The organism is Niveispirillum cyanobacteriorum (assembly GCF_002868735.1).
GTDB classification, from domain to species: Bacteria; Pseudomonadota; Alphaproteobacteria; order Azospirillales; family Azospirillaceae; genus Niveispirillum; species Niveispirillum cyanobacteriorum.
In genome coordinates this window covers 1,215,523-1,239,440 of the sequence record NZ_CP025611.1, presented here as the reverse complement: position 1 = coordinate 1,239,440, position 23,918 = coordinate 1,215,523, and the positions used below count along the sequence as shown (strand labels likewise).

Annotated in this window: 17 protein-coding genes; 9 read left to right on the top strand and 8 right to left on the bottom strand. The window is 62.3% G+C overall.

The features are described 5' to 3' along the window. The first annotated feature begins 75 nt into the window (after positions 1-75). Entirely contained in the window at positions 76-1,086 is a 1,011-nt protein-coding gene (locus tag C0V82_RS05545) for a LacI family DNA-binding transcriptional regulator (RefSeq protein WP_199772479.1), read from the top strand. A gap of 76 nt (positions 1,087-1,162) precedes the next feature. Here the strand turns inward: C0V82_RS05545 and C0V82_RS05540 are convergent, their stop codons facing one another. Continuing rightward, entirely contained in the window at positions 1,163-2,755 is a 1,593-nt protein-coding gene (locus tag C0V82_RS05540) for a sodium:solute symporter (RefSeq protein WP_102111465.1), read from the bottom strand. Positions 2,756-3,062: 307 nt separating this feature from the next. Between C0V82_RS05540 and C0V82_RS05535 the strand changes: the two genes are divergently transcribed. From C0V82_RS05535 to C0V82_RS05510, 6 genes are all read left to right on the top strand, one after another. Then, positions 3,063-5,483, top strand: a complete 2,421-nt coding sequence (locus C0V82_RS05535; protein ID WP_102111464.1) for a DUF4238 domain-containing protein — start codon at positions 3,063-3,065, stop codon at positions 5,481-5,483. A gap of 253 nt (positions 5,484-5,736) precedes the next feature. Further along, positions 5,737-7,803 carry a di-heme-cytochrome C peroxidase gene (locus C0V82_RS05530; protein WP_102111463.1) on the top strand — a complete coding sequence of 689 codons (2,067 nt, stop codon included), beginning with the start codon at positions 5,737-5,739 and terminating at the stop codon, positions 7,801-7,803. Positions 7,804-7,817: 14 nt separating this feature from the next. Beyond that, positions 7,818-8,954, top strand: coding sequence for a catalase family protein (locus tag C0V82_RS05525; protein ID WP_211100515.1), 1,137 nt, complete (start codon positions 7,818-7,820; stop codon positions 8,952-8,954). Positions 8,955-9,199: 245 nt separating this feature from the next. After that, positions 9,200-11,671 carry a TonB-dependent receptor domain-containing protein gene (locus C0V82_RS05520; protein WP_102111461.1) on the top strand — a complete coding sequence of 824 codons (2,472 nt, stop codon included), beginning with the start codon at positions 9,200-9,202 and terminating at the stop codon, positions 11,669-11,671. A gap of 105 nt (positions 11,672-11,776) precedes the next feature. Then, positions 11,777-13,591, top strand: coding sequence for an alpha-amylase family glycosyl hydrolase (locus tag C0V82_RS05515; RefSeq protein ID WP_102111460.1), 1,815 nt, complete (start codon positions 11,777-11,779; stop codon positions 13,589-13,591). Between the two features lie 14 nt (positions 13,592-13,605). Beyond that, positions 13,606-14,472 (top strand): ROK family protein, encoded by an 867-nt coding sequence (locus C0V82_RS05510; protein WP_102111459.1) that lies wholly within the window; start codon positions 13,606-13,608, stop codon positions 14,470-14,472. On the opposite strand, the gene C0V82_RS05505 is transcribed toward C0V82_RS05510, so the two are convergent. The 4 genes from C0V82_RS05505 to C0V82_RS05490 are packed head-to-tail and all read right to left on the bottom strand — an operon-like array spanning position 14,462 to position 19,047. After that, positions 14,462-16,552 carry a TonB-dependent receptor gene (locus C0V82_RS05505; protein WP_102111458.1) on the bottom strand — a complete coding sequence of 697 codons (2,091 nt, stop codon included), beginning with the start codon at positions 16,550-16,552 and terminating at the stop codon, positions 14,462-14,464. The two genes, C0V82_RS05510 and C0V82_RS05505, sit on opposite strands and share 11 nt — an antisense overlap. Then, positions 16,549-17,322: an ATP-binding cassette domain-containing protein gene (locus tag C0V82_RS05500; protein WP_158659743.1), complete on the bottom strand. Its 774-nt coding sequence runs from the start codon at positions 17,320-17,322 to the stop codon at positions 16,549-16,551. Before C0V82_RS05500 ends, C0V82_RS05505 begins: the two co-directional genes overlap by 4 nt. Next, positions 17,315-18,055: an ABC transporter permease gene (locus tag C0V82_RS05495; protein ID WP_245924170.1), complete on the bottom strand. Its 741-nt coding sequence runs from the start codon at positions 18,053-18,055 to the stop codon at positions 17,315-17,317. Before C0V82_RS05495 ends, C0V82_RS05500 begins: the two co-directional genes overlap by 8 nt. Before the next feature lie 5 nt (positions 18,056-18,060). Further along, positions 18,061-19,047, bottom strand: coding sequence for an ABC transporter substrate-binding protein (locus C0V82_RS05490; protein ID WP_102111455.1), 987 nt, complete (start codon positions 19,045-19,047; stop codon positions 18,061-18,063). Positions 19,048-19,316: 269 nt separating this feature from the next. Here C0V82_RS05490 and C0V82_RS05485 point away from each other — a divergent pair, with 269 nt between their 5' ends. Next, entirely contained in the window at positions 19,317-20,681 is a 1,365-nt protein-coding gene (locus C0V82_RS05485; RefSeq protein ID WP_102111454.1) for a porin, read from the top strand. 79 nt (positions 20,682-20,760) lie between these two features. Here the strand turns inward: C0V82_RS05485 and C0V82_RS05480 are convergent, their stop codons facing one another. Genes C0V82_RS05480 through C0V82_RS05470 form a run of 3 tightly spaced genes read right to left on the bottom strand, consistent with a single transcriptional unit; the run spans position 20,761 to position 23,263 of the window. Then, positions 20,761-21,567, bottom strand: coding sequence for an ABC transporter permease (locus C0V82_RS05480; protein ID WP_102111453.1), 807 nt, complete (start codon positions 21,565-21,567; stop codon positions 20,761-20,763). Further along, positions 21,564-22,304, bottom strand: coding sequence for an ABC transporter ATP-binding protein (locus C0V82_RS05475; protein ID WP_102111452.1), 741 nt, complete (start codon positions 22,302-22,304; stop codon positions 21,564-21,566). The genes C0V82_RS05480 and C0V82_RS05475 overlap by 4 nt, the downstream gene beginning before the upstream one ends. Then, on the bottom strand, positions 22,301-23,263 hold the full coding sequence (locus tag C0V82_RS05470) for a YVTN family beta-propeller repeat protein (RefSeq protein WP_102111451.1): 963 nt from the start codon (positions 23,261-23,263) through the stop codon (positions 22,301-22,303). Before C0V82_RS05470 ends, C0V82_RS05475 begins: the two co-directional genes overlap by 4 nt. Positions 23,264-23,480: 217 nt before the next feature. Here C0V82_RS05470 and pedF point away from each other — a divergent pair, with 217 nt between their 5' ends. Further along, on the top strand, positions 23,481-23,909 hold the full coding sequence (gene pedF / locus C0V82_RS05465; RefSeq protein WP_102111450.1) for a cytochrome c-550 PedF: 429 nt from the start codon (positions 23,481-23,483) through the stop codon (positions 23,907-23,909). Positions 23,910-23,918 lie beyond the last annotated feature (9 nt).

Here is a 23,918-nt window from a genome sequence, read left to right as displayed (position 1 = left end):
TCAGCGGGGATTGGCGCTTCGTCCCCACCTCTGCTAGCTTGGCCGCCGGTTGGGTTGAAGCGCAGGGCAGTGGGGATGGCGGCACCGATCAAGATGGCGGACATTGCCCGGATGGCGGGTGTGTCGGTTTCCACGGTTTCCCGCGCGCTGGCCGGAAGCGCCCTGGTGCCGCAGGCCAAGCGTGAGGAGATCCTGGCGCTGGCGCAGGCGCAGGGCTATGTCATCAATGAACAGGCCCGCAACCTGCGCCTGAAGAAGACCCGCACCATCGGCATCGTCATCCCGCTGGGCCATGAGGTGGGTCAGCTGATCTCCGACCCGTTCTTCATCGAGCTGCTGGGTCGGCTGGCCGATGAGATCACGGCACGCGATTACAATGTGCTGCTGACCAAGGTGGCGCGGCCGGAACCGGGCTGGCAGGACCGGTTGATCCAGTCGCAGAAGGCCGACGGGTTGATCGTCATCGGTCAGAGCGATCAGCATGAGGCGTTGAATGCGGTGGCCCGCACCTATCTGCCGCTGGTGGTCTGGGGTGCCCATCTGCCCAGCCAGATTTATTGTTCGGTTGGGTCGGACAATATTGGCGGGGCGCGGCTGGCCGTGGAGCATCTGGTGCAGAAGGGAAGGCGGCGGATCGCCTTTCTGGGCGTGCCGTCCCTGCCGGAGGTGGGGTTGCGCTATGACGGCTATCGCCGCGCCCTGGCCGCCGCCGGCATTGCGGAGGACCCGGCCCTGCTGGCGCCCGCGCATTTCACGGTCGATACCGCCTATGACACGGTGCGCGGGTTGATCGACAGCAAGGTGCCGTTCGATGCCATTTTTGCCGTGTCGGACGTGATTGCCATTGCCGCTATCAAGGCGCTGAACGCCGCCGGGTTGCGCGTGCCGGACGATGTGGCGGTGGTCGGGTTCGACGATATCACCATCGCCGCCTATGTGAACCCGCCGCTGACCAGTGTGCGCCAGGACCTGGCGCGCGGGGCCAAGGTGATGATCGACCTGCTGTTCCGCCGGATGGAGGGGGAGAACACGCCCTCCGCCACCATGCCGGCGGAACTGGTCATCCGCAAATCGTGCGGGAGTTAGGTTCTACGTTCCTCACACGCCGGCGCGGCGGCGGTCGCCGCCGGTGGGGCTTCCGGTTTGCCGGAAGCCCCACTGTTTACCGGAACACCCAGACAATCACCGCCGTCAGGGCAAGCAGGGCCACGGCCTGTACGCGGTAGTTCTGCCACAGGGGTTGGCCCGCCAGGGACCGGGTTTCGGCGTCGAAATCGGCGCGGGTCCACATCAGGGTTTCGGTCTTGTCCGCCGCCGGCGGGGCGGTCAACAGGCTGGCGATGATGACGGCGGCCAGCGACAGCGCGAACAGCAGGGTGGCGGCCAGCAGGAAATGCAGGTGGATTGAGCCTGTCACCTGCACCCCATAGAAAAGGTAACCACCGGCCAGCAGCCCCATCAGAACGCCGGCCCGCGCGCCGGCCACATTGGCGCGGCGCCAGAAGATGCCGGCCAGGAACAGGGCCACCACGGGCGGCACGGCATAGGCCAGAACGGCCTGCAGATACTGCCACAGCGTATCGGTCAGGCTTTCCACCACGGGCACCCAGGCGACCGACAGCACCATGAAGCACAGCGTGGTGATGCGACCGATGCGGACCAGCGCGGCCTGTGACACATCGGGCCGGAAGCGGCGTACGAAATCCATGGTGACGAGCGTGGAGGCGGAATTAAACGTGCTGGCAATCGACGACATAATGGCCGCCAGGAACCCCGCCACCACGATGCCGATGACGCCCACGGGCAACAGGTCGAAGATCAAGGTGGGGTAAACAAGGTCCGGGCGTTCCAGATTGGGATACATCAGGATGGCCGCCGAGCCGGGCAGCACCATGAGGAACAGCACCGGCAGCTTCAACAGCCCGGCAAACAGGCTGCCCCAGCGGCCATGGTTCAGGTCCTTGGCCGACAGAACCCGCTGCACCATGAACTGGTTGGTGCACCAGAAATACAGCCCGATCAGGGGCACGCCCGTGATCAGCCCGGTCCAGGGCAGGGACGGGTCATCGGCGGGGCGGATCAGGCTCATCTTCTGGGCCTCCACCCCGGCCATCACGGCATCCCAGCCGCCGGCCTTGTCAAAGGCGAAGACGGCTACGAAGACCGACGCGCCGCACAGGATCACGGCCTGCACCACTTCGGTGACCAGCACCGCCTTCAACCCGCCCGCCGCCGTATAGGCACCGGCGGCCAGCGCCAGCAGGCCCGCGATCTGCCACAGCGGCACGCCGGGGAAGATCAGCTTGAACATCAAGGCCCCGCCAAACAGCGTGCCGGCCGTATCCACCACGATGTTCAGGAAGATGGTCAGGCCGGAAAAATACAGCCGGATGGAGCCGTCGAACCGCTTTTCCAGGAATTCCGGCATCGTATAAACCTGACTGCGCAGGATGACGGGCAGCAGGAACAGGCAGAAGAAGACCAGCACGACACTGGCCATCCATTCATAATTATAGACGGCAATACCGGTCGCATAGGCCGCCCCCGCCAACCCGATCAGGGTGGTGGAGGAAATGTTGGACGCCAGCAGCGCCAGCCCGATGGTGGGCCAGGTCGAACTGCGCGCCGCCAGGAAATAATCGGTCGCCGTCGTCGATTGCCGCGAGGCATACAGCCCCAGCACCACAATGGCCACCAGATACAGCCCGATAATGGCCGCATCCAGCCCCGAGAGCTGCCCAAACCCGTCACTCATGCCCGTATCCTCCCCGGATCGACTTATAGGGGCGGTTTCGCCCGATGTTGAGGGGATCATACGCTGGGTTTTGGGGTTTTGCAAACGATTGCAATTAGATTTAAAGTGGTGTTGATGCAAATTCAGATGGGCGCGCTATCTACGCTCTATTGTGGTCTTTTTCGCGCGCTCATTAAGGCCAATTAGCAGATACGCCGATGAGTTGTCGGCCGTGAAAGACACCCGGCTAAAAGCTTGTTCGGATTGCCGTCCGACAGATTGTAGGTTACTATTACCACTTCCATTGGAGTACGGGGTATTTAAATAAATGACATTAACTCGCAATAATCACTACGTACCACGTTGGTATCAAGAAGGTTTTTTTGAGATTGGCAAAAGAACATACTCATATCTTGATACCAATCCAAATAAAATAACACTTCATAATGGTGATATTGTATTCGAAAAATCAAAATTTAATTCGCCATCATCACGTGCATTCTGCCAGATTGATCTTTATTCTACTTTTTTTGGTGAGATTGCCAACGATGAAATTGAGCGAAAACTTTTTGGTGATCTCGACTGTCGTGGGGCCGCGGCAGTGCGGGCCTTTGTGAGCGACGACTCCAAGGAATGGCAGCAGCATTTTACATCATTCTTTGAATATCTGGATATCCAGAAGTTGCGCACGCCAAAAGGTCTTGACTGGTTAAGCGCACAATATCCGCGTCTTACGCAAAACGAACTAATGTTCGAGATGCAAGGTATCCGGATGATGCACTGTACAATCTGGACGGAAGGGGTGCGTGAGATAATATCGGCTCAGGATGCTGAAACTAAGTTCATCGTCAGCGATCATCCAGTTACGACTTACAATTACGCTCTGCCTCCTGGCGTGAAGGGAAATAGATATCCAAATGATCCTTCGATAGCGCTTAAAGGTACCCAAACAATATTTCCATTGAATAGAGACTTTTGCCTAATTTTGACTAATCTTGAATATGCTAAAGATCATTCAACTGAACCGCTTAAAAAGCGCACCTTTGCTGGAAACTATCGAAACTCTCTTGTGCGCACGGACTCATTCATTCGCACACGTAGGCTCACAAGTGAAGAGGTTGTTCGAGTTAATCGTGTTATCAAATCTGGAGCAAAGCGCTACATAGCAGCTGGTAAAGAAGAGTGGCTGTATCCAGAAATAAAGTCTTCTGAGCCTTGGTCTGACCTCCGCATGTTATTTGTACCACCTTCTGATGGAATTTTATTTATGGGCGGAGATATGTTTGTTAGACTACAAAACAATGATGTTTATTTTCAGGATTCATTTGGCCGGACCGAACATGAACGCGATTTTTTAAAAAAGGCACCCTTGTCTACTCCACCACGTGCCCGTGACCTTTGTGGGTGCGGATCGGGTCGCAGATTTGGTAACTGTTGCAATCTAAAATCTGTCGCTCTTCGGCCAACTTGGAAGGAGCTAAGTATTCGAGAGCGCAACATTATGCTATTTACAGGTATATCAAACATTCTCGGTATAAATGATGTCCGTGACTGGGTTACAATTCGTAAAGAGATTAATGATGATAAGATTAAAGATGTTTATAGTCTTTATGATGCGTTATGGCCGCGCGAAACAAATTTTCTTGAAATGTTGCCAAAACCCGATGGAGTCGCGAGGGCAATTTATACAGGAGTTCTTCACCCGCAGGCAATTTCAAACTGCGCACTTGGTCTTCCTTTTTATTTCGATGAATTGCTTATAGAACATCCATTCATACATCCAGGGGCGGTGAAAAAGGAATTTAGCCCTACGGAAAACCCCCATATGTATCGTCAAGAATTCTTAAAGTCTGTATTTCTGTTCATGATGATCATGCCGTTCATTGAGCAGGGACTCATTACGCTTTTTCCGGATCCTTGTAATTTTGATCTTCATTTACGACACCAGGTAATGAATATGGCTAAGCGTCGGAGTAATTATATAAAGTATGCTAAAGTTGAAGATGATGAGTTTATGAAACTCATGGAAGAGGACTATAAGAGAGGTATTTTGTTGCAGCCGCGTGACGCACTTCGGCAGAAGTTGCTACGGTTTTCTCCGGATTTAGACGCAAAGTATATCGATTTTGTTCTTAATGATCTTGATTTACTTCGTGAGAACGACCCTCTCGCTGTGCTGACAAGTGGTTCCCTTGAAGAGGGTGGACAATTTATACCGTTTAAAATGGTTCCAAATTTTGAGATTACTATGTATCTGGCTCAGGCTACTGGCTCGTGTATCGTTACTGACAGTATATTTCGTTGGAATGAGTTGAAGGCAGCGAGTGGACGTCAAGTTCAAAGTCTTTCACCCCTTGCCCATCTAAAAGATTGCATTGAAAAAGCAAATTTTATTGTCCCATGTAATATTAATGAGCTTGGTAAGCTAGGTCAGCATGGAGCATTGGGAATTTACCCAAATTTCATGAAGCGCGTATATAGATACCTGTCGGCATTTTCAACACGAGGGCTAAAGCCTAATGTTGAATCTAGTCTCGTCGCTGAATTCAAGCGTGCCCACACCTTATCGTTAGCGGCGACGAAAAAATCTAGAATGCCGATAACTACAGCAAGCATATCTTGTCTTTGGCCAAGCGGAGGCATTCAGGACAACGCCGTCAGCCGGCTTTTGTTGATGTCCAACTCAGAGCACCACATTGCTAGTGCGCCTATGGCCCTTTTTGTGAAGCGACAGCAACTTGCGCAGTAGGTTTGATATCACATCTATTCTTTCTTATTCGCTAAACGAACATTGAATTCATATAGAATATGTCTTCCTACTTTGCATCCTTACCGAATGCCGACCCGCCCACGTCTCACCCCCAATCATACCAATCGCCAAGCCAATTCAACACCATCCCTCATACCCCCACCACCCATCGCCCATTGCCCAACTCCCCCGTTCATGCAATTCTGCGGCGAAATCAGGCCCTTTTGGGCCGCGCATGCGACGGGGGAAGAGCATGGGGAAGGGTCGGGCGCTGTTGACGGCGTTGCCGTTGGTGGCGGTGGGGTTGGTGCTGGCGGGGTGTGGGGCCGATAAGGGCTATGTGCAGGTGGGGAGTAATCCTGCCGGCAAGCTGCCCGTGCCGCAATGGACCTCCGTGCCGGATACGGGCAAGGTGGCGGAGCTGGCGCCCGCGTGGGAAGGGTGGCCGGCATGGTGGGGGGTGGATCAGGGATGGTCGGCGGCGCAGCGCCGGGCCTTCTGGTTCACGCCGCAAGGGTCCTGGATGGTGCCCTATGGCTGGCTGGTCGTGGTGGAACAGGCCAATAGCCAGGATCGGTTCATTGCACCGGCCAATATGGAACGGCTGGGCTATATCCCCGCCCAGAAGGATGTGTGGAACCCGGAGGCGCTGCCCATCGGGTTCACGGTGACGCCGGGGATGAAGGGGGCGGATGGCACACCGGGCATGGCCTGGGCCGGGCCGAACTGTGCCGCGTGCCACACCAACAAGCTGGATTATCAGGGCAAGTCGCTGATCATCGATGGTGCGCCGTCGCTGGGCGATTTCTATCGCTTCAATGCGGAGCTGCTGGACGCGCTGCTGGTCACCTCTGAAACGCCGGAGAAGTTTGACCGGTTCGTGGCGGCGCTGGTGTCCAAGGGTTTTCTGGCCGCCGATACGAAAGAGGCGCGCAACATCCTGCAAGGGCAGATGGCCGAACATCAGATGTGGCTGGCCGAATATCTGCGCCGCAACCTGTGCGGCAGCCATAACAGCAAGGAATGCCCCGTCGATGAACGGCCGGGCACCGATACCTATGGCGCCTATCAGGCCAAGAACGAGAATTTGAAGGCGGGTCTGCGCACCCTTTCGCCCGAGGCGCGGGCGCAGGCCGATGCGGTGATCCGCGAGAAATATGTGCCGCTGCCCGGCAATGGCCGCATCGATGCCATCGGCGCCATTTTCAATCAGGTCTCCGGCTTTAATATTGCCGTCGATCAGGCCAATTACTCGCCATCCAACGCCCCCGTCAGCTATCCGTTCCTGTGGGGGGCGCCGCAGTCGGACGTGGTGCAGTGGAACGGCTTTGCGCCCAACAAATCGGTGCTGGGCCTGGGCGTCGGCCCGCTGGCCCGCAATGTGGGGGAGGTGCTGGGCGTTTATGGCCGCATCCGGGTGACGGCCAAGGACCCGTCGAAGTTCACCAGCCCCGATGGCACCTTTGGCAATGTGCCGGGCAAGGACCCGCGCTTTGGCTATGCCTCCACGGTGCTGACCGACAATCTGGGCCATATTGAGAACTGGCTGTCCACCCTGCGCTCCCCCGCCTGGCCGGAAAGCATCCTGCCGGCGATTGACAAGGAACTGGCGGCCAAGGGGGGCAAGATCTATCGCGGGGAAACGCCGGATGGCGTGAACTGCGTCCTGTGCCATCAGGTCATTGCGCGCGACAAGCAGGGCGATGATTATCAGGCGACCTTGATCCAGACATCGGTGATCGGCACCGACCCCGGTATGGCCGACAATTTCCTGCTGCGCATGAACAAGGCCACGGGTCTGGCCTGGGAAAGCGGCAAGCTGGAAGGGCAGAAGCCGATCAGCCCGCTGCTGTTCTGGCAGAAGCCCTATGGCGAGACGCTGGGCAACCGGGGTGATGCGCTGACCACGCAGGTGGTGGGGGTGCTGACGTCGGATTTCAGCGAAACCATCGCCGCCGGCCGCCTGTCCAAGACCTATACCGGGTCGTTCAGCGATAAGGCGGACCCGCGCTCGTACAAGGCGCGGCCCCTGACGGGCATCTGGGCCACGGCCCCCTATCTGCATAATGGGTCGGTGCCGAACCTTGCGTCCCTGCTGATGGATGAGGCCAAGCGGCCCACCAAGTTCCATGTCGGCAGCCGGGAGTTCGACCCTGTCCATGTCGGCTATCAGACGGGGCCGGACCCTTATCGCCCAACCTATGAGTTTGACACGGGCTTCCCCGGCAACCTGAATTCCGGCCATTCCGGCAAGCTTTATGGCACGGAGCTGTCGGATGCGGACAAGCAGGCGCTGATCGAATTCCTGAAGACGCTGTAAGGCCGGGAGAGATGATGAATAAGCGGTTGAAGGAAGGGCTTTGCCTGGCGGCGGCCGGCATGGCCCTGCTGTCGGGCTGCGCCGAACGCGGCGATGCCTATTACCGGCCCATCAATCCGGCCACATATCCGGTCGCTGATGGGCCGGGGGAGAAGCTGGCGCCGGGGGAGGTGGATGCCGCCGCCCGTGTGGCGGCCATCATCTATGCCCATCTGGAACGGATGTACGCCAATGTGCCCGTGCGCCGCGACGCGCACCCGAAGCCGCATGGCTGCGTCGCCGCCACCTTCACCGTGGGCGATGGGGTGCCGGCTTCGCTGCGCCAGGGGCTGTTCGCGAACCCCGGTGCCTACCGCGCAGTCATCCGCTATTCCAATTCCAACGAGAATCCCAATCGCCCCGACTATGACAAGGATGGGCGCGGCATGGCGGTGAAGGTGCTGGGCAGCAGTGAACGGCCGCTGCCCGGCACGCCGCTGGCGGTGGCGCCGGGGGCGGAGCCGTCGCAGGATTTCATCATGATCAATTTCCCCACCTTCCTGGTGGCGGAACCGAAGGATTATGAAAAGCTGGTCGGGTACAATGACAGCCCCAGCAAACTGACACAGTGGCTGTTGCCGGTGCTGGTGCCCCTGTCCATCGGGTTGAAGGGTACGATCAATGCCGTGGAGGCCACCAGCTCCCTGATCGATAACCCGCTGAACACCCGCTACTGGTCCATGGTGCCGTACCAGCTGGGCAGTGGGGCGGACGCGGTGGCCGTGAAATATTCCGCTATGCCGTGCGAACCCAAACCCGTGGTCATCCCCAAGACGAAGGACCCCAACTATCTGCGCGCCGCCATGGTGGAGCAGCTGGCCACCGGCGGGGCCTGCATGCGCTTCATGGTGCAGGTGCGGACCGGCGATATGAGCGTGGAGGACCCGCGCTATGAATGGCTGGAGACCGAAGCGCCGTTCCAGGAAGTGGCGCGCATTGAGATCCCGCAGCAGGATTTCAACACCGAGCCGCAGAACGCGGCCTGTGAGGCCAGTTCCTACAACCCCTGGCACGCGCTGCCCGACCATAAGCCGCTGGGGGGCGTGAACCGCATGCGCAAGGCGATTTACGAGCGCATTTTTGACCTGCGGCGGGAGACGGCGGGGCGGTAGGTCTGCTGCGCTGCAAACGATTGTAGCTTTGTGGCTACAGGTTTGGCCGGCAGGTTTACAGTCAAAGCTTTGAGATCAAGGGGTTTCCAGCAGGGCGCACAATCAGCATGGTCAAGATTAGGCTGATTGTGCAAAATCTGACTTGCAAACGATTGCAGATCGCCTATTCTCACCCTCGAAGCAAAGGGGGCCGGATAACGGCGTCCGATTTCTGGCCAAACTGGTCCCAGAGGGAGAGAACCCAAATGAAGTGCATTCTGATGCGTGCGTCCGCCATGGGCGCGGCGCTGGCGGCGTTCAGCCTGTCGATGGCTCATGCCCAGGAAACCCAGGTCGCGCAAGCTGCCGCCCAGGCCGAAGCGCCGGCGCAGAGCGATGATCTGCAGATGGAAGAGATCGTGGTGACCGCCGTGGTCAGCCAGACCTCCAAGATGCGCAGCTCCGTCTCCGTCTCTGCCCTGTCGGCGGACGATCTGATGCAGTCGGCCCCGCGCAGCACGGCGGAGATTTTCCGCAATATCCCCGGTGTGCGGTCGGAATCCACAGGCGGTGAGGGCAATGCCAATATCGCGGTGCGCGGCCTGCCGGTGGCCGCCGGTGGTGCCAAGTTCCTGCAACTGCACGAAGATGGCCTGCCCGTCATGGAATTCGGCGATATCGCCTTTGGCAATGCCGACATCTTCCTGCGTGCCGACAGCAATGTGGCGCGGGTGGAGGCCATCCGCGGCGGTTCGGCCAGCACGCTGGCCAGCAATTCGCCGGGCGGCGTTATCAACTTCATCTCCAAGACCGGCGACAAGGAAGGCGGCAGCTTTGCCGTGACGCGCGGCCTGGACTACGACACGACGCGTGGCGATTTTGAGTTTGGCGGCGCCATCGGCGATAATTGGACGGCCCATATCGGCGGCTTCTACCGCGAGGGCGAGGGCGTGCGGAACGCCGATTACAATGCGGAGAGCGGTGGCCAGATCAAAGCCAACCTGACCCGCAAGTTCGAAAACGGCTATGCCCGTGTCTATTTCAAATATCTGAATGACCGGGCCATCGGCTATCTGCCGCAGCCGGTTCTGGTCAGCGGCACCAACAGCGATCCCAAGATCCGCTCCATCAATAATTTCAGCCTGCTGACCGACAGCCTGCACACGCCGAACTTCCTGACCAATGTCGGGCTGGATGGCGACAATAATGTCCGCACCAGCAGCCTGAAGGACGGGATGCATCCGGTGTCCACGGCGGTGGGCGGTGAGTTCAAGTTCGATCTGGCCGATGGCTGGGCGGTCGCCAACAAGTTGCGTGTGGCCGATACGTCGGGCCGGTTCGTCAGCCCGTTCCCGCAGGAAGTGATGGGCGCGCAGGCGCTGGCCGTTGCCATTGGCGGCGCGGGCGCCACGCTGCGCAATACGGACGGGTCCTCCATTGGGACGCCATCGGCGCTGAACGGCAATGGGTTGGCCACACGGGTCGCGCTGTTCGATGTGGAGATCAATGATTTCTCCAATCTGGCCAATGATTTCAAGCTGACCAAATCCATCGTCAGCGGCGACAGCACCATCGACCTGACGGCGGGTTACTATAAGGCCCGCCAGAATATTGAGATGGACTGGCTGTGGAACACCTATGTCATGGACGTCAATGGTCGCGATGGGCGGCTGCTGGATGTCTACAACGCGGCGGGTCAGAAGCTGACCAGCAATGGCCTGCTGGCCTATGGCGTGCCGCTGTGGGGCAATTGCTGCACCCGTCGCTATGACGCGCAATACACGATTGATGCGCCCTATGTGTCGGCGGCGTGGGAGATGGGGCAGTGGAACCTGGACGCCTCGCTGCGCCGGGATGAGGGTCAGGCGCGCGGCAATTATATTGCCAGCCGTCAGGCCCAGGTTGATGTCAACCGCGATGGCAGCATCAATGTGCCCGAACGGTCGGTGTCGGTGATCGACAGCGCCAACCCGCAGAAGATCAATTACGACTGGGGCTACTGGTCCTGGTCGGTCGGTGCCAACTATATGATTGATCCCGATCTGGCCGCCTTTGCCCGCGTCAGCCAGGGTGGCCGCGCCAATGCCGACCGCCTGCTGTTTGGTCGTCTGCGGGCCGATGGGTCCGTTGCCAAGCAGGATGCCGTCGATATGGTCGATCAGTATGAGGCCGGCGTGAAATGGCGTGGAGAGGATGTCAGCGTCTTTGCCACCGCCTTCTATGCCAAGACCCAGGAACAGAATTTCGAGGCGACCAGCCAGCGCTTCTTTGACCGGACCTACACGGCCAAGGGCATCGAGTTGGAGGCGACATATCGCTATGAAGGGTTCCTGCTGAGCGGTGGGGCGACCTGGACCGATGCGGAGATTTCCAAGGATGCGCTGACCCCGGCGGTCAAGGGCAACACGCCCCGTCGTCAGGCCAAGCTGGTCTATCAGCTGACGCCCTCCTATAGCTATGAGGGCTATACGGTTGGTGCCAACATCATCGGCACCACCAAATCCTATGCCCAAGACAATAACGAGCTGGTGATGCCCGGCTACGCCCAGGTGAATCTGTTCGCCGATGCCGCCATCACCGACGGCCTGTCGCTGTCCGTCAATGTCAACAACCTGTTCAATGCCAAGGGCCTGACGGAAGCCGAAGAAGGCTCCATCACCAATGGCATCGACAACATCATCCGCGCCCGCTCCATCAACGGGCGGTCCAGCACTGCCACGCTGAAATACAGCTTCTGACGTGGCGCACCCGGCCGGGGAACCTCCCCCTCCTTCTTTCCGGAACCCCGGCCGGGCTTTCTTTTCGTGATTATCATTGAGCAATTTAAAAAACAGGTTTGCCCCATGTCCGCCTTTCCCCTGGCCCTTCCCGACGATGCCGAACTGTCTGCCCGCTTGTCCGCGCGGATCGGGCAGCATTGGCATCGGTTGCTGGCAGCCCTGCGCCCGCTTTACGGCGAAGGGGCGTGGGAGGGGGAACTGGCGGCACGGCTGCTGGGGGCTGCCATTGCACGCCCGGCCGACCTGCGGGCGTTGGATCAGGTGCGCGAGGCGGCACCCGACTGGTTTCAGAAGCCGGAGATGGTCGGGTATTGCACCTATATCGACCGGTTCGGTGGCACTCTGGCCGGCACGCGGGCCAGGCTGGATGAGCTGTCACAACTGGGCGTACGTTATTTTCATCCTCTGCCGCTGTTGAAGCCGCGTGAAGGGGACAGTGACGGCGGCTTCGCCGTGGCCGATTTCCGGCAGGTCGATCCCAAACTGGGCAGCATTGATGATCTGCGTGCCCTGGCATCCGACCTGCGGGCGCGGGGGATCAGCCTGTGCCTGGATATCGTCTGCAACCATACGGCAGACACCCATGACTGGGCGCTGGCGGCCAAGGCGGGCGACGCGAAATACCGCGATTTCTATCATGTGGTGGAAGCGGCCGATCAGGTCGCAGCCTATGAGGCGCATCTGGGGCAGGTGTTTCCGCAGACGGCACCGGGAAACTTCACCTTCGTGCCGGAGATGCAGGGCCATGTCTGGACCACCTTCTATCCGTTCCAGTGGGATTTGAACTACGCCAACCCGGTGGTGTTCATCGAGATGATGGACGTGCTGCTGTATCTGGCCAACCAAGGGGCGGAGGTCTTCCGCCTGGACAGTGCGCCGTTCCTGTGGAAACGCGCAGGGAGCGATTGCCGTGGGCTTCCGGAGACGCATCAAGTGGTGCGCGCCTGGCGCGCGGCCCTGGCCATCGTGGCCCCGGCGGTGGCGTTGAAGGCAGAGGCGATTGTCGGTCTGGCGGAGGTGCTGCCGTTCCTGGGCGAGCCGGAGCAGCCGGAATGCCATCTGGCCTATAACAATACCGCCATGACGGCGCTGTGGGCTGCACTGGCCACGGGCGACACGCGACCGCTCTCCACCTGTCTGACCCAGGCGCTGGCCAAGCCGGCGGGGGCGGGCTGGCTGACCTATGTCCGCTGTCATGACGATATAATCTGGGGTGCGCTGAAGGGTGTGATACCCGATGAGACGCTGGCCAGGATTTCGGATTTCTATGCCGGGGCCGTGCCCGGTTCCTTTGCCGATGGACAGGCGTTTCAGGCGGAGCCGGGGGCCGTGCGCTCCACCAACGGCATGGCGGCCTCGCTGGCCGGTGTGCGGGACGGGGCCGACAATGCGGCGGCGCTGGCACGGCTGCGGCTGCTGTACGGGGTCACCTTTGCGCTGGATGGTATTCCCGCCATCTATATGGGCGATGAACGCGCACTGACCAACGATCCCGACTATGCGGTGGAACCCGACCATGATGATGGCCGCTGGCTGCATCGGCCGCGTATGGACTGGACCCGCAATGGCGGGCCGACCCACGCGGCCATTGCGCGGTTTGCACAATTGCGCCAGGGGCGGGCCTGTCTGCATGCCGGCAATCCGGCGCGTCCGTTGCTGACCGCTGATCCGGCACTGCTGGCATTTGAGCGAGCGGACAGGGGCGGGGATCGGCTGATCTGCCTGGGTTGGTTCAAGGGCGATGCCATGACCACCGACCTGTCGGGCCTGCTGGGTTCCGGTGATTGGATTGACCTGCTGGACGGGACGGATGTCAACGCGCAGTCTGTGGCGATGGCCCCCTGGGGCCTGCGCTGGCTGGTGAAGAAGAACGGTTAAGGGAAGGGTGGGATATGCGGGTTGCGGGCATCGAACTGGGCGGAACCAAGGTGGTGGTCGGGGCCGGCACGGGGCCGGATGACCTGTCGCCGACTATCCGTATTCCCACCACCGACCCGGCCACCACCATGGCTGCCATCATCGACGCGCTGGAAAGTCTGAAGCCGTTTGATGCCATCGGTATCGCCAGTTTCGGCCCGCTCTGCCTGGATCCGGCCGACCCCGACGGGCTGCGCATCACCAACACGCCCAAGCCCGGCTGGTCACAGACGCCGTTGGTGGCTCCGCTGGTGGAGCGGTTCGGGGTGCCGGTACGCCTGGATACCGATGTGAACGGGGCGGCGCTGGGCGAGGGGCGCTGGGGTGCGGCCCGGGGCCTGCGCGATTTCGCCTATATCACCGTCGGCACCGGGGTAGGTGTCGGGCTGGTGGTCAATGGCGCGCCGGTGCATGGATTGCTGCACCCGGAAGCCGGGCACCTGCTGGTCCGCCGCGACCCGGTGCGCGATCCTTATACCGGGCATTGCCCGTTCCATGGCGATTGCCTGGAAGGGCTAGCCTGCGGTCCTGCCATTGCGGCACGGGTGGGGGCTCCTGCGGAAACGCTGGGCGATGATCACCCTGTCTGGCCGCTGGTGGGCGATTATATCGGGCAGCTGTGCGCCAGCCTCCTGCTGATCATCGCCCCCCGCCGCATCATCCTGGGTGGTGGCGTGGGACAGCGACCCGGCGTGCGTGCGGCGGCAGAAGCGGCGATGCGGGAGCATCTGGCCGGATATCTGCAAAGCCCGGCCTTCTCCCAGGATATCATCGTGCCGCCGGGCCTGGACAGCCTGTCGGGGGTGTTGGGCGCGATTGTGGTGGGGCAGGTCACAACCTGATCCGCAACCCCGCCAGCCATTGCTGTTCTGGGCCGACATTGGTCAGGCCGTCGCTGCGCCGTCCGGTTTCGACGCGGGCACCGGTGATATTCTCTGCCGTGGCGTAGTATTCAAGCATCTCATCGACACGCCAGCCGGCATAGAGATCGCCCACGGCGTAGCTGTCGAGTGTGCCGAGGTTGCGACTGTCCTCGAACTGTTTGCCCGCCGCCCGAACCTGAGTGCGCAGGGTCAGGGCCGGGATGGGGTTCCAGGTGATATCCACCGTACCGGAATGGCGCGGCGACTGGCCCAACTGATTGCCTTTCAATGCCGTCATCGACCCTGGATCGGTGATTTTGCTGTCGCTGAACAGGTAGGCGGCGGACAGGCGCAGGCTGTCGCTGACCTGCCAGGCAATGTCTGCCTCAAGCCCCTTCACATTCACCCGGTCCAGGCCGCGGCGCTGCGCCAGACTGCCGCCCGCCGGGACGAACACGCCCAATTCGGCATTGGTGCCCGTCGTCGTCTGGATCACGACATTATCGACGGCGTTCTTCAGGCGGACCTGGAACAGGGTGGCGTTCAAGGTGACACCGCTGCCGGGCGTCAGGCGCACGCCCCCCTCCACCCCGCGCATGCGTTCGGGGGCCAGGGCCGGGTTCGCCTCCGTAATGTCATTGCCGACGCGGAAGGGGCGGTAAAGCTCGTTCAAGGTGGGCAGGCGGAAGCCGGTGTAGGCGGCGGCACGCAGCGCGATGCTGTCATCGGCCTGCCAGTCGATGCCGGTGCGGCCATTGGCGACGGTGCCGTCGCGTTTGGCATAACGGTCATTGCGCAGGATGGCGCCGGTGGCGATGTCGCTTTCCAGACGGTGGCCGTCGCTGTTCTTCCAGGCATCCAGGCGACCACCGGCGGAGACGGTCAGGCCCGGCACGCCGGTCCAGGACTGTTCCATGAACAGCCCCGCCACCGACTGCGTACCACCGGCATCGCGCAGGCGGGTGTAGCGACCGGCGGTATAGGTCATCCGTTCCTTGGTCTTGCCATCCGTTTCGCGCAGGTCGGCACCGATATCGGTCTCGAACCCGTCGGCGGGGGCAAAGCCGATCTGGACGATGGCGCCCTTGGCCGTGGCCGGCACGTCATACTGGTCAAGCGACGGAGTTTCGGCGGTGCGGGTGGCGTTCACGCCAGAAAAGGTGCTGGCGAAGGACCAGTCGCGCCAATAGGCCACGGCCTCCCAATCGACCGTGTCCCCATCGCCGACCAGACGCAGGCTGCCTTCCACTGCGTCGGTAGCATTGTTGGTATAAGGCGTGCCGTTACCCCGGCTCTCCTTGAAACCTGACAGTTTGGCGGTGGCCGAGACATTGCCGACGCGAGTGGACAACACGCCATCCACGGCATAGGCGTCGCTGTCGGCCTTGATATCGATGGGGCCGCGTCGCGTGGGTTCCACCAGCTTCACGCCATCGGTGCGAAAGGCGCTGCCCGACAGGCCCATGTGCCAGCCAGCGGCACTGCCGCCCACCGACGCCTGCGACAGCAGCGTGCCGTCGCTGCCGCCGGCTAGTTCCATATCCAGCCCGTCACGCTGTTTCGTGTCGATGCGGATGGTGCCGGCCAGTGCCGAATTGCCCCAGGGACCGGCCCCGCCGCCACGGGTCAGCGCGACGCTGTTCACCGATGACGTGGGCAGACGCGACCAGTAGACCCAACCGCCGAACGGGTCATTCACCGGCACGCCATCGACCAGGACCAGGGTGCGGCCCGCCCCATTGGGGCCGATACCGCGCAGCGATACGCCCTGTGCCGTGGGGTTGGCGGTTCGCGATCCCGACCGCCGGAACAGGCCGAAGCCGGGGACGGCGCGCAACGCCTCGTCCAACCGCCGCTGTGGTGCTGTGGCCAGGGTGGCGGCGTCGATGATGGTGGGGGCGTAGGCGCGTTCATAGGCGGGCACACCGTCGCGCCGGCCCGTCACGACAATCTCCGCCACCTGATTGTCATCGGCGGCCAGCGCCGGCAGGCCCGCGAACAGGGCCAGGGCGGCGCAGAGGGGGCGGGACAGGCGGGCGGGCAGGGAACGCTGCGTCATCTTGAAACCTTTTCCGGCGCGGACGGATGGGGGGCCGCCGCTGCTTCATCGGGGGATATAGTCGAAGATTGGGCCACCTGGATATGCCGGATCGTCGCGGCCACCTGTTCGCCATGCCGCTGACCACGGGGGACGGGCGGGTGGATGCGCGCCACTACGCGCGCCGGATGACCAGCCAGGACCAGGATAGTGTCGGCCATCGTCGCCGCCTCCGTCAGGTCATGGGTGACCAGCAGCATGGCCAGACCCTGTCGTTCCACCATCCGGCGCAGCAGCAGGACACGCAGCCGGTCGGCCAGGGCTGCATCCAGCGACACCAGCGGTTCATCCAGCAGAAGCAAGTCACCGTCGGCGGCCAGGGTGCGGGCCAGCGCCGCGCGGCGCTGCATGCCCAGGCTGACCTGTGACGGGAACTGCCCATGGCTGTCGCGCGGCAGTTCCACGGCGTCCAACCAGCGCCGTGCCTGCCCGCGCCCACGCTCCGCCGGTGGCAGGGCCATGTCGACATTGTCGGACAGGCTGCGCCAGGGCAGCAGGCTGGGTTCCTGGAAATGGGGGACAATGCGGATGCCGGGGGCGGGGGTGCAGGTGCCGTCGAAATCCCGGTCCAGCCCGGCAGCCAGCATCAGGGCGGTACTTTTGCCACAACCGCTGGGCCCCACCAGGGCCAGGACTTCACCTTGGGTGATATCAAGGTCCAACCCGGCCAGGATGGACGTGCCGGCAAAGCGCTTCTCATCCACCGTCAGGCGCAGCAGCGGTTCAGCCATGGGCATCCCGCCAGCGGCCCGCGCGCCGTTCCAGGGGTGCCATCAGCGCCATTTCAATCACCTGCGCCACAAGGACGAAGGCCAGTGCATAGGCCAGCAGGGTGGCGACGTCGAACATCTGAAAGGCCAGATGGATCTTGAACCCCACGCCATTGCCGCGCCCCAGCAGTTCCACCACCAGCACGATTTTCCAGACCAGCGACAGGCCGTTGCGCGCCGCCGCGAACAGATAGGGCGACAGGTGCGGCAGCAGCAGATGGCGCAGCCGATCCATACGGGTGAAGCGATAGGCGGCCGCCACGCGCGATAAGGCGGGGTCCAGTGCGCGGGCGCCAGCCCGCACCTGCACCACCACATTCGGCACCTTGTTCACGGCCACGGCGGCGATGGCCGCCGCCTCCGTCAATCCGAACCAAAGGTAGGACAGCACGATCACCACTAGGGCCGGGACGTTTAGGGCCAGGGTCAGCCAGGGACCCAGCACGCCATCCAGCAGCGGTGAACGGCCCATAACAATGCCAATGGCGGTGCCGATGGACAGGGCCAGAGTGAAGGCAGCGGCGACACGGGCCAAGGTGACGCCCAGATGCAGCCAGAGCTGACCCGATGCCGCTTCCCGCAGCATCGCCGCCGCGACGGTGGCGGGGCCGGGCAGAGTGGGGCCGGCGACAGCCAATGCCGCCCCCTGCCAGACCAGCAGGATCAGAAGGATGGAAAGGCCCGCCCGCGCCACGCCCCTTACCCCCACGAAACCGGCCAGAAGGTGCCGTCGGGAATGGCCGATGCATCGCCCACCAGATCCCGGCCTCCCAAACCTGCTAGCAGCGCGAATAGGCGGGCGGCATCGGCGCGCTCGGCCTCTGTCCAACGCTGCGGGATACCCTGTCGGAAACGGTCGCGCAGGCGGGTGGCGGTGGCGTCGTCATCGGCACCCAGCAGGGGGCGGATGGCGGTCCAGGCATCATCATCGCGGGCCAGAACATCCTTGGCCTGCCGCGTCATGGTCGTGAAAGCGGACAGGGTGGCCCGGTTGCGGGCGGCCCAATCGGCGCGGAAGACATAGCCCAGGGTCGGTACTTCGGTCGCCAGGCCCAGGTCGCGCGCCAGATCGGCCACGCCGGCCAGTTGCCGCATTCCCGCCGCTTCCAGCCGGGCTGCGTAATGCCAGTAGGTGAGGACGGCGTCCAGACGGCCGGATTGAAGCTGCTGCGACAGAAGCGGCGGGGCCGCGAAGATGGGGCTGGCCGCCTCTGCCAGATCGATGCCGTGGCGCTGTGCGGCTTGTGCCCGCAGCAGCAGCCAGCCCTTGTCCATCGGGCCGCCGGCCACGCCGATGCGTTTGCCGGCCAGATCGGCGGTGGTCCGGATGGTACTGCCCGGCGGCACGATGATGGCTCCAACGGCGCAGGAATAGGGGATGAAGGACAGGTCGATGCCCGCCGCCCGCTGCCGCGCCACCCAAAGCCAGTCAGACGCGATAATATCGACGCCGCCACCCAGCAGGGCCACCTGCGTTGCCTGCGTACCGGCCAGTTCCTGCACGGACAGGGATAGACCGGTGGCCCGGTCCAGCCCGTGGGCACTGGCCGTCGCCATTTCCCATTGCACTGTGCCGAAGGGCAGCAGGCCCAGGCGCACCGGCGATGCCGGGGCCGCGCCTGCGGGCAAGACCGCCAGTGACGCGGCGGCCGCCAGGAAGGTCCGGCGGCAGACATTGATGGCCATCGCTTCCTCCCAGGGAAGTCCTTGTCGTTGGCCCTATGCTACGGCCCCGCCCTGGACGGCCATATTAGACCAAGGAAGGATGGGCCGTTTCCTGGCCCTAAAGTTCAATGAACCAACGTCCAATATCGGGCTGTTCCCCCGCCCCCTAAAGTGACGGTGCGAAATCTTCGCCAAATCAACTGGGTTTTTGAACGTGCCGGAAATATTCGCGGCGCGAAGTCCAAGTCCTTGTCCGCCACTGCGGTCTAATCATCATGTGGGAGGGAGAAATGCGTCTGCGCAATGTTCTGCGTGTGGGAGCGTGCGGCCTGGCGTTGGGCCTGGGTCTGGTGGGATCGGCGTCTGCCGATACGACGGATGAGCTGCTGAAACAGCTGAAGGCCAAGGGCATCCTGACAGAACAGGAATTCCAGGCCCTGTCCACCCGCCGTGCGGAGGAGGTGAAAGCCGCCCCAGCAGCAGCCAGCGGCAAGGTTCTGGAAGCCGCCGATACGGGCGTGGGCTTCAAGGTCGGGACTGTGAATGTGCAGATCTCTGGCTCCGTCAACGGCTTCTATGTCAGTGACAATGCCGACAAGCCGGGGGCGACCAAGAATGTGGTCGGCGGTCTGGCCAGCGTGGGCGGCAATGACACCAGCTCGGTGCGCAACGGCCTGCTGCCCGGTTTCCTGAAATTCGATGTGACGACGCAGCAAGCGGGTTGGGACGTGGGCGCCCATTTCGGCATGTATCCCGGCATCAACAGTGTCAGTTGGGCGGGCGGTGCCAATTCCGGCGGGTCGCCGACGGCGCTGTCCACGTCGGGCATTGATTTCCGCCAGACCTTCCTGACCTTCGGCAAGAAGGGCTTTGGCGAGATCAAGATCGGCCGGGATATCGGGCTGTTCGGGGCGGATGCCATCCTGTCGGATGTCACGCTTCTGGGCGTGGGCACGGCGGCGGGCAATGCCACCCCGTCCAACACCTCGCTGGGCCGTATCGGGCTGGGCTACATCTATACCGATTTCCAGCCGCAGATCACCTACACCACGCCGGACATGAACGGCTTCAAGCTGTCGGCGGGCATCTTCCAGCCGCTGGCCACTGCCGGCCAGAACGAGCTGAACGACACGCCCGGTTTCCAGGCCAAGGCGTCGTATGAGGGCAAGGCGGGTGCCGTGACCACCAAACTGTGGGCGGGCCTGCTGACCCAGGACCATGACCCGGCGGTTGCCGGCGGGCCGGATTACAAGGGCACTGGTTACGATGTTGGGGCCAAGGTCGGGTTCGGGAATGCCAGCCTGCTGGGCTATTACTATACTGGCGAAGGGATCGGGACCACGGGCCTGTTCATCCTGTCCGCCGATGCGCGCGGCAACAAGCGTGACAGCGACGGCTTCTATATCCAGGGCAGCTATGTCATCGACAAGCTGACCTTGGCCGCCTCCTATGGTGAAAGCCATCTGGATCTGGCCAAGGGGGAGGTGAACCCGACCCTGCTGGACACCAACAAGTCCTGGGTGGGCACGGTCCATTACGGCCTGACCGACTGGGTCACGCTGGTAGGTGAATATATCAACACCAAGGCAGAGGCGCAGGGCCCCAACAAGGCCACCTCTGACACGGTGGCGCTGGGCGCCATTCTGTTCTTCTGATCCTCCCGTGGGGGGCTTCGGCTCCCCCCGTTCCTGGCGGCCGCCCGGTGAATACCGGGTGGCCGTTTTGTGTTGGGGATCAGCCCTCGCCACCCCCGGCCTTGCGCGGCATCAGGCCACGGGCGGGGTTGTAGGCCCAGAAGGAAAGGGTGAGGAAGACCATTGTCGCCCCCGCCACCCATCCCGCCGCCGCCCAATCCACCTGTCCATAAAGCGCGAAGCGGATCAGTTCGACGGCATGGGTGAAAGGGTTGAAACGGGCCAGCAGATAAAGCCATTCGCTGCCCTCCCGCAGTTTCCACAGGGGATAGAGCGCGGATGACAGGAAGAAGGCGGGGAAGATGACGAAATTCATCACGCCGGCGAAATTCTCCAGCTGCCGGATGGTGCTGGACAGCAGCATCCCCACTGCCCCCAGTATGAGACCCGTCAGCAGCAGGGCCGGGATAACGGTGAGGTATCCCATCGCCGGTACCACCAGCCCGGTCAGGGCCGCGATGGCCAGGAAGGCCGCGACCTGCGCCAGCCCGACCACGGCGCCGGCCAACAGCTTCGCCGTCAGCAGGAATTCGCGCGGCAGGGGGGCCGTCAGCAGCAGGCGCATGCTGCCCATTTCCCGGTCATAGACCATGGACAGACTGCTTTGCATGCCGTTGAACAGCAGGACCATGGCGGCAAGGCCGGGCAGCACATAGGTCTCATAGGTGATGTAGGTGTCGTAGGGCGGCTGCACCGAAATGCCCAGGGCTGCGCGGAAACCGGCGGCGAAGATGAATAGCCAGACCAGCGGGCGGACGAGGGCGGAGATGAACCGTTCGCGTTGATGCAGGAAACGCAGCATCTCCCGCCAGATGACGGCCTTCAGGGCGCGCAGGTAAGCCATCATGGCGTTCCCTCCGGTCTGGTCAAGGTCCCGAACGCTTCCCTCAGCGTGCCGGCACCGCTGCGGGACAGAAGGTCGGGGACGCCGCCGGTGGCGCGCACCTGACCGCGATGCAGCAGCACGACATCGTCGCCGTCCCGCACCTCATCAAACAGATGCGTGGCCCAGAGGACCGCGACGCCATCGTCGGTGCACAGCCGGTGTACATGATCCACCAGATCGCAGCGCGAGGGGGCGTCCAGGCCCACGGTGGGTTCATCCAGGATCAGCAGGGGCGGGCGGTGCAGTAGGGCACGGGCCAGTTCCACCCGACGGCGGTGGCCGCCATTCAGCAGCCGCACCTTGTCACCCGCCCGGTCGGAGAGCGCGAACCGGTCCAGCAGTTCGGTGATGCGTGGCGCCGTCTGCCGGGCCGACAAGCCGCGCAGGCCAGCGGCGTAGGTCAGGTTCTGGCGCACGGTCAGGTCCAGATCCAGGGTCGGCTGCTGAAACACGACACCCATGGCGGCGAGCGCTGCACCCGGACGATGGCGCAGATCATGGCCGCCAATAAGGATGGCGCCCGTGTCCGGCGTGAACAATCGGGTCAGCAGGCCCATGAGGGTGGATTTGCCGGCTCCGTTGGCGCCCAGCAGCGCCGTAAAGCGGCCCGTTTCAACGGCAAAGGCGACTCCGCGCAATGCGAAGCCGCCCTTGCCATAGCTGAAACCCAGTTGATCAACCGCCAGTGCCGCCGTCATGGCACCACCACGGCACCCCAGGGGTAGCGACCGACAGGAATGGATTTAACGACTTTCAGCCCCTCCACATCGATGACGGAGACATCGTTGGAGACGCCGTTGGTGGTGAACAAAGTCTTGCCGTCGGGTGACAGCGCCATGTGCCAGACACGGCGGCCCACCAGCAGATAGGCCTTTATCTGATAGGTGGCCGTGTCCGCCACCGCAACATGGTTGGCGGGGCCGAGTGCGATGAAGGCCAGTTTGCCGTCCCTTGACAGTTTGATGCCCACGGGCTGCACCTTGTCGGCCTGCACGCCCTTCACGGCGAAGGCAATGGTCTGTTTCACCTGTCGGCTGGCGACGTCGATCACCTTGACTGTGCCGCCGATTTCGGCGGAGACCCACAGCGATTTGCCATCAGCTGTGAATTCGGCGTGGCGGGGGCGGGCATCAACCTGGGTATTGTCCACCAGCTGCCGGGTGGCGGTGTCGATCCAATGCAGCATGTTGGTGGTTTCGGACGTGTTGACGGCCCATCTGCCATCCGGGCTAACGGCCATGCCCTCCGGCTCCACCCCCACGTCAATCTGGTAAGCGACGGAACGGGTGGGGATATCGACGACGGTGACGACATTGTCATCCTCGTTCGCGATGAACAGATGGGTGCCGTCGGGGGCCAGCGCGAATTGTTCGGGATCATCGCCCGAGGGCAGGTTGTGCAGGATCTTGCCCGTCGCGATGTCCAGCACCTGAACCGTGTCATCGTCGCTGGCGCAGATATAAAGCTGCTTGCCATCGGCGGAGAGGGTGATGCCGCGCGGGCGGGCGCCGACCTTGATTGTGGATTTGACCGTCAAAGTATCGGTGTCGATCAGGGTCAGGCTGTTGTCACGCTCGTTGGAGACATACAGCGTCCCGGCCCCCACCGGTCCCGCCAGGCCCGAGGCCAGCAGCGCTAGCAGCAAATATGCCCGCATTCTTCATCCTCCCGGTGGCGGCGGACCTTGGCGGCCCTTGACCGGTAACCCTATCCCGCCCCCTGACAGTGCGGCCATTAGACCATGGGACAAGGGTGTTGCCGGGCCGTGGATTTGGGCGTGGCACCAAAGTCCAATTAGGGCAGGACGGGGAAATCGTTACGCTGGCGACCATTCGAAACGTCCTGTTTCCAACGCTTTCCTGAGGATGTTGCCCATGCCGTCGTCCGTCCGCCTCGCCGCCGGCCTGATTGCCGCCGCCCTGTTTACCGCCCCTGTTGCCCTGCCGGCACTGGCGCATGGCGATGTGACGCCACAGCCGGTGAATATCGAGGGACTGGAGAAGCTGGGGCCAGACTGGCGGGCCAGCAATCCCTATCGCGGGAACAAGCGCGCTATCGAGATTGGGTCCTCGGCCTATAACCAGAACTGCGCGCGCTGCCACGGGCTAGGTGCGATTTCGGGGGGCATCGCGCCTGATCTGCGGTTCCTGGAGGAAGGCGATCCCGGCGATGAATGGTTCTCCGAACGGTTCCGCAAGGGGGCCGCGCGCGACGGCAAGGTCTATATGCCGGCCTTTGGCGAGGTGTTGGGCCAGGAGGCCGGATGGGCCATCCGCGCCTGGCTGGAAACCGTGCCGCAGTGAGGACATCCA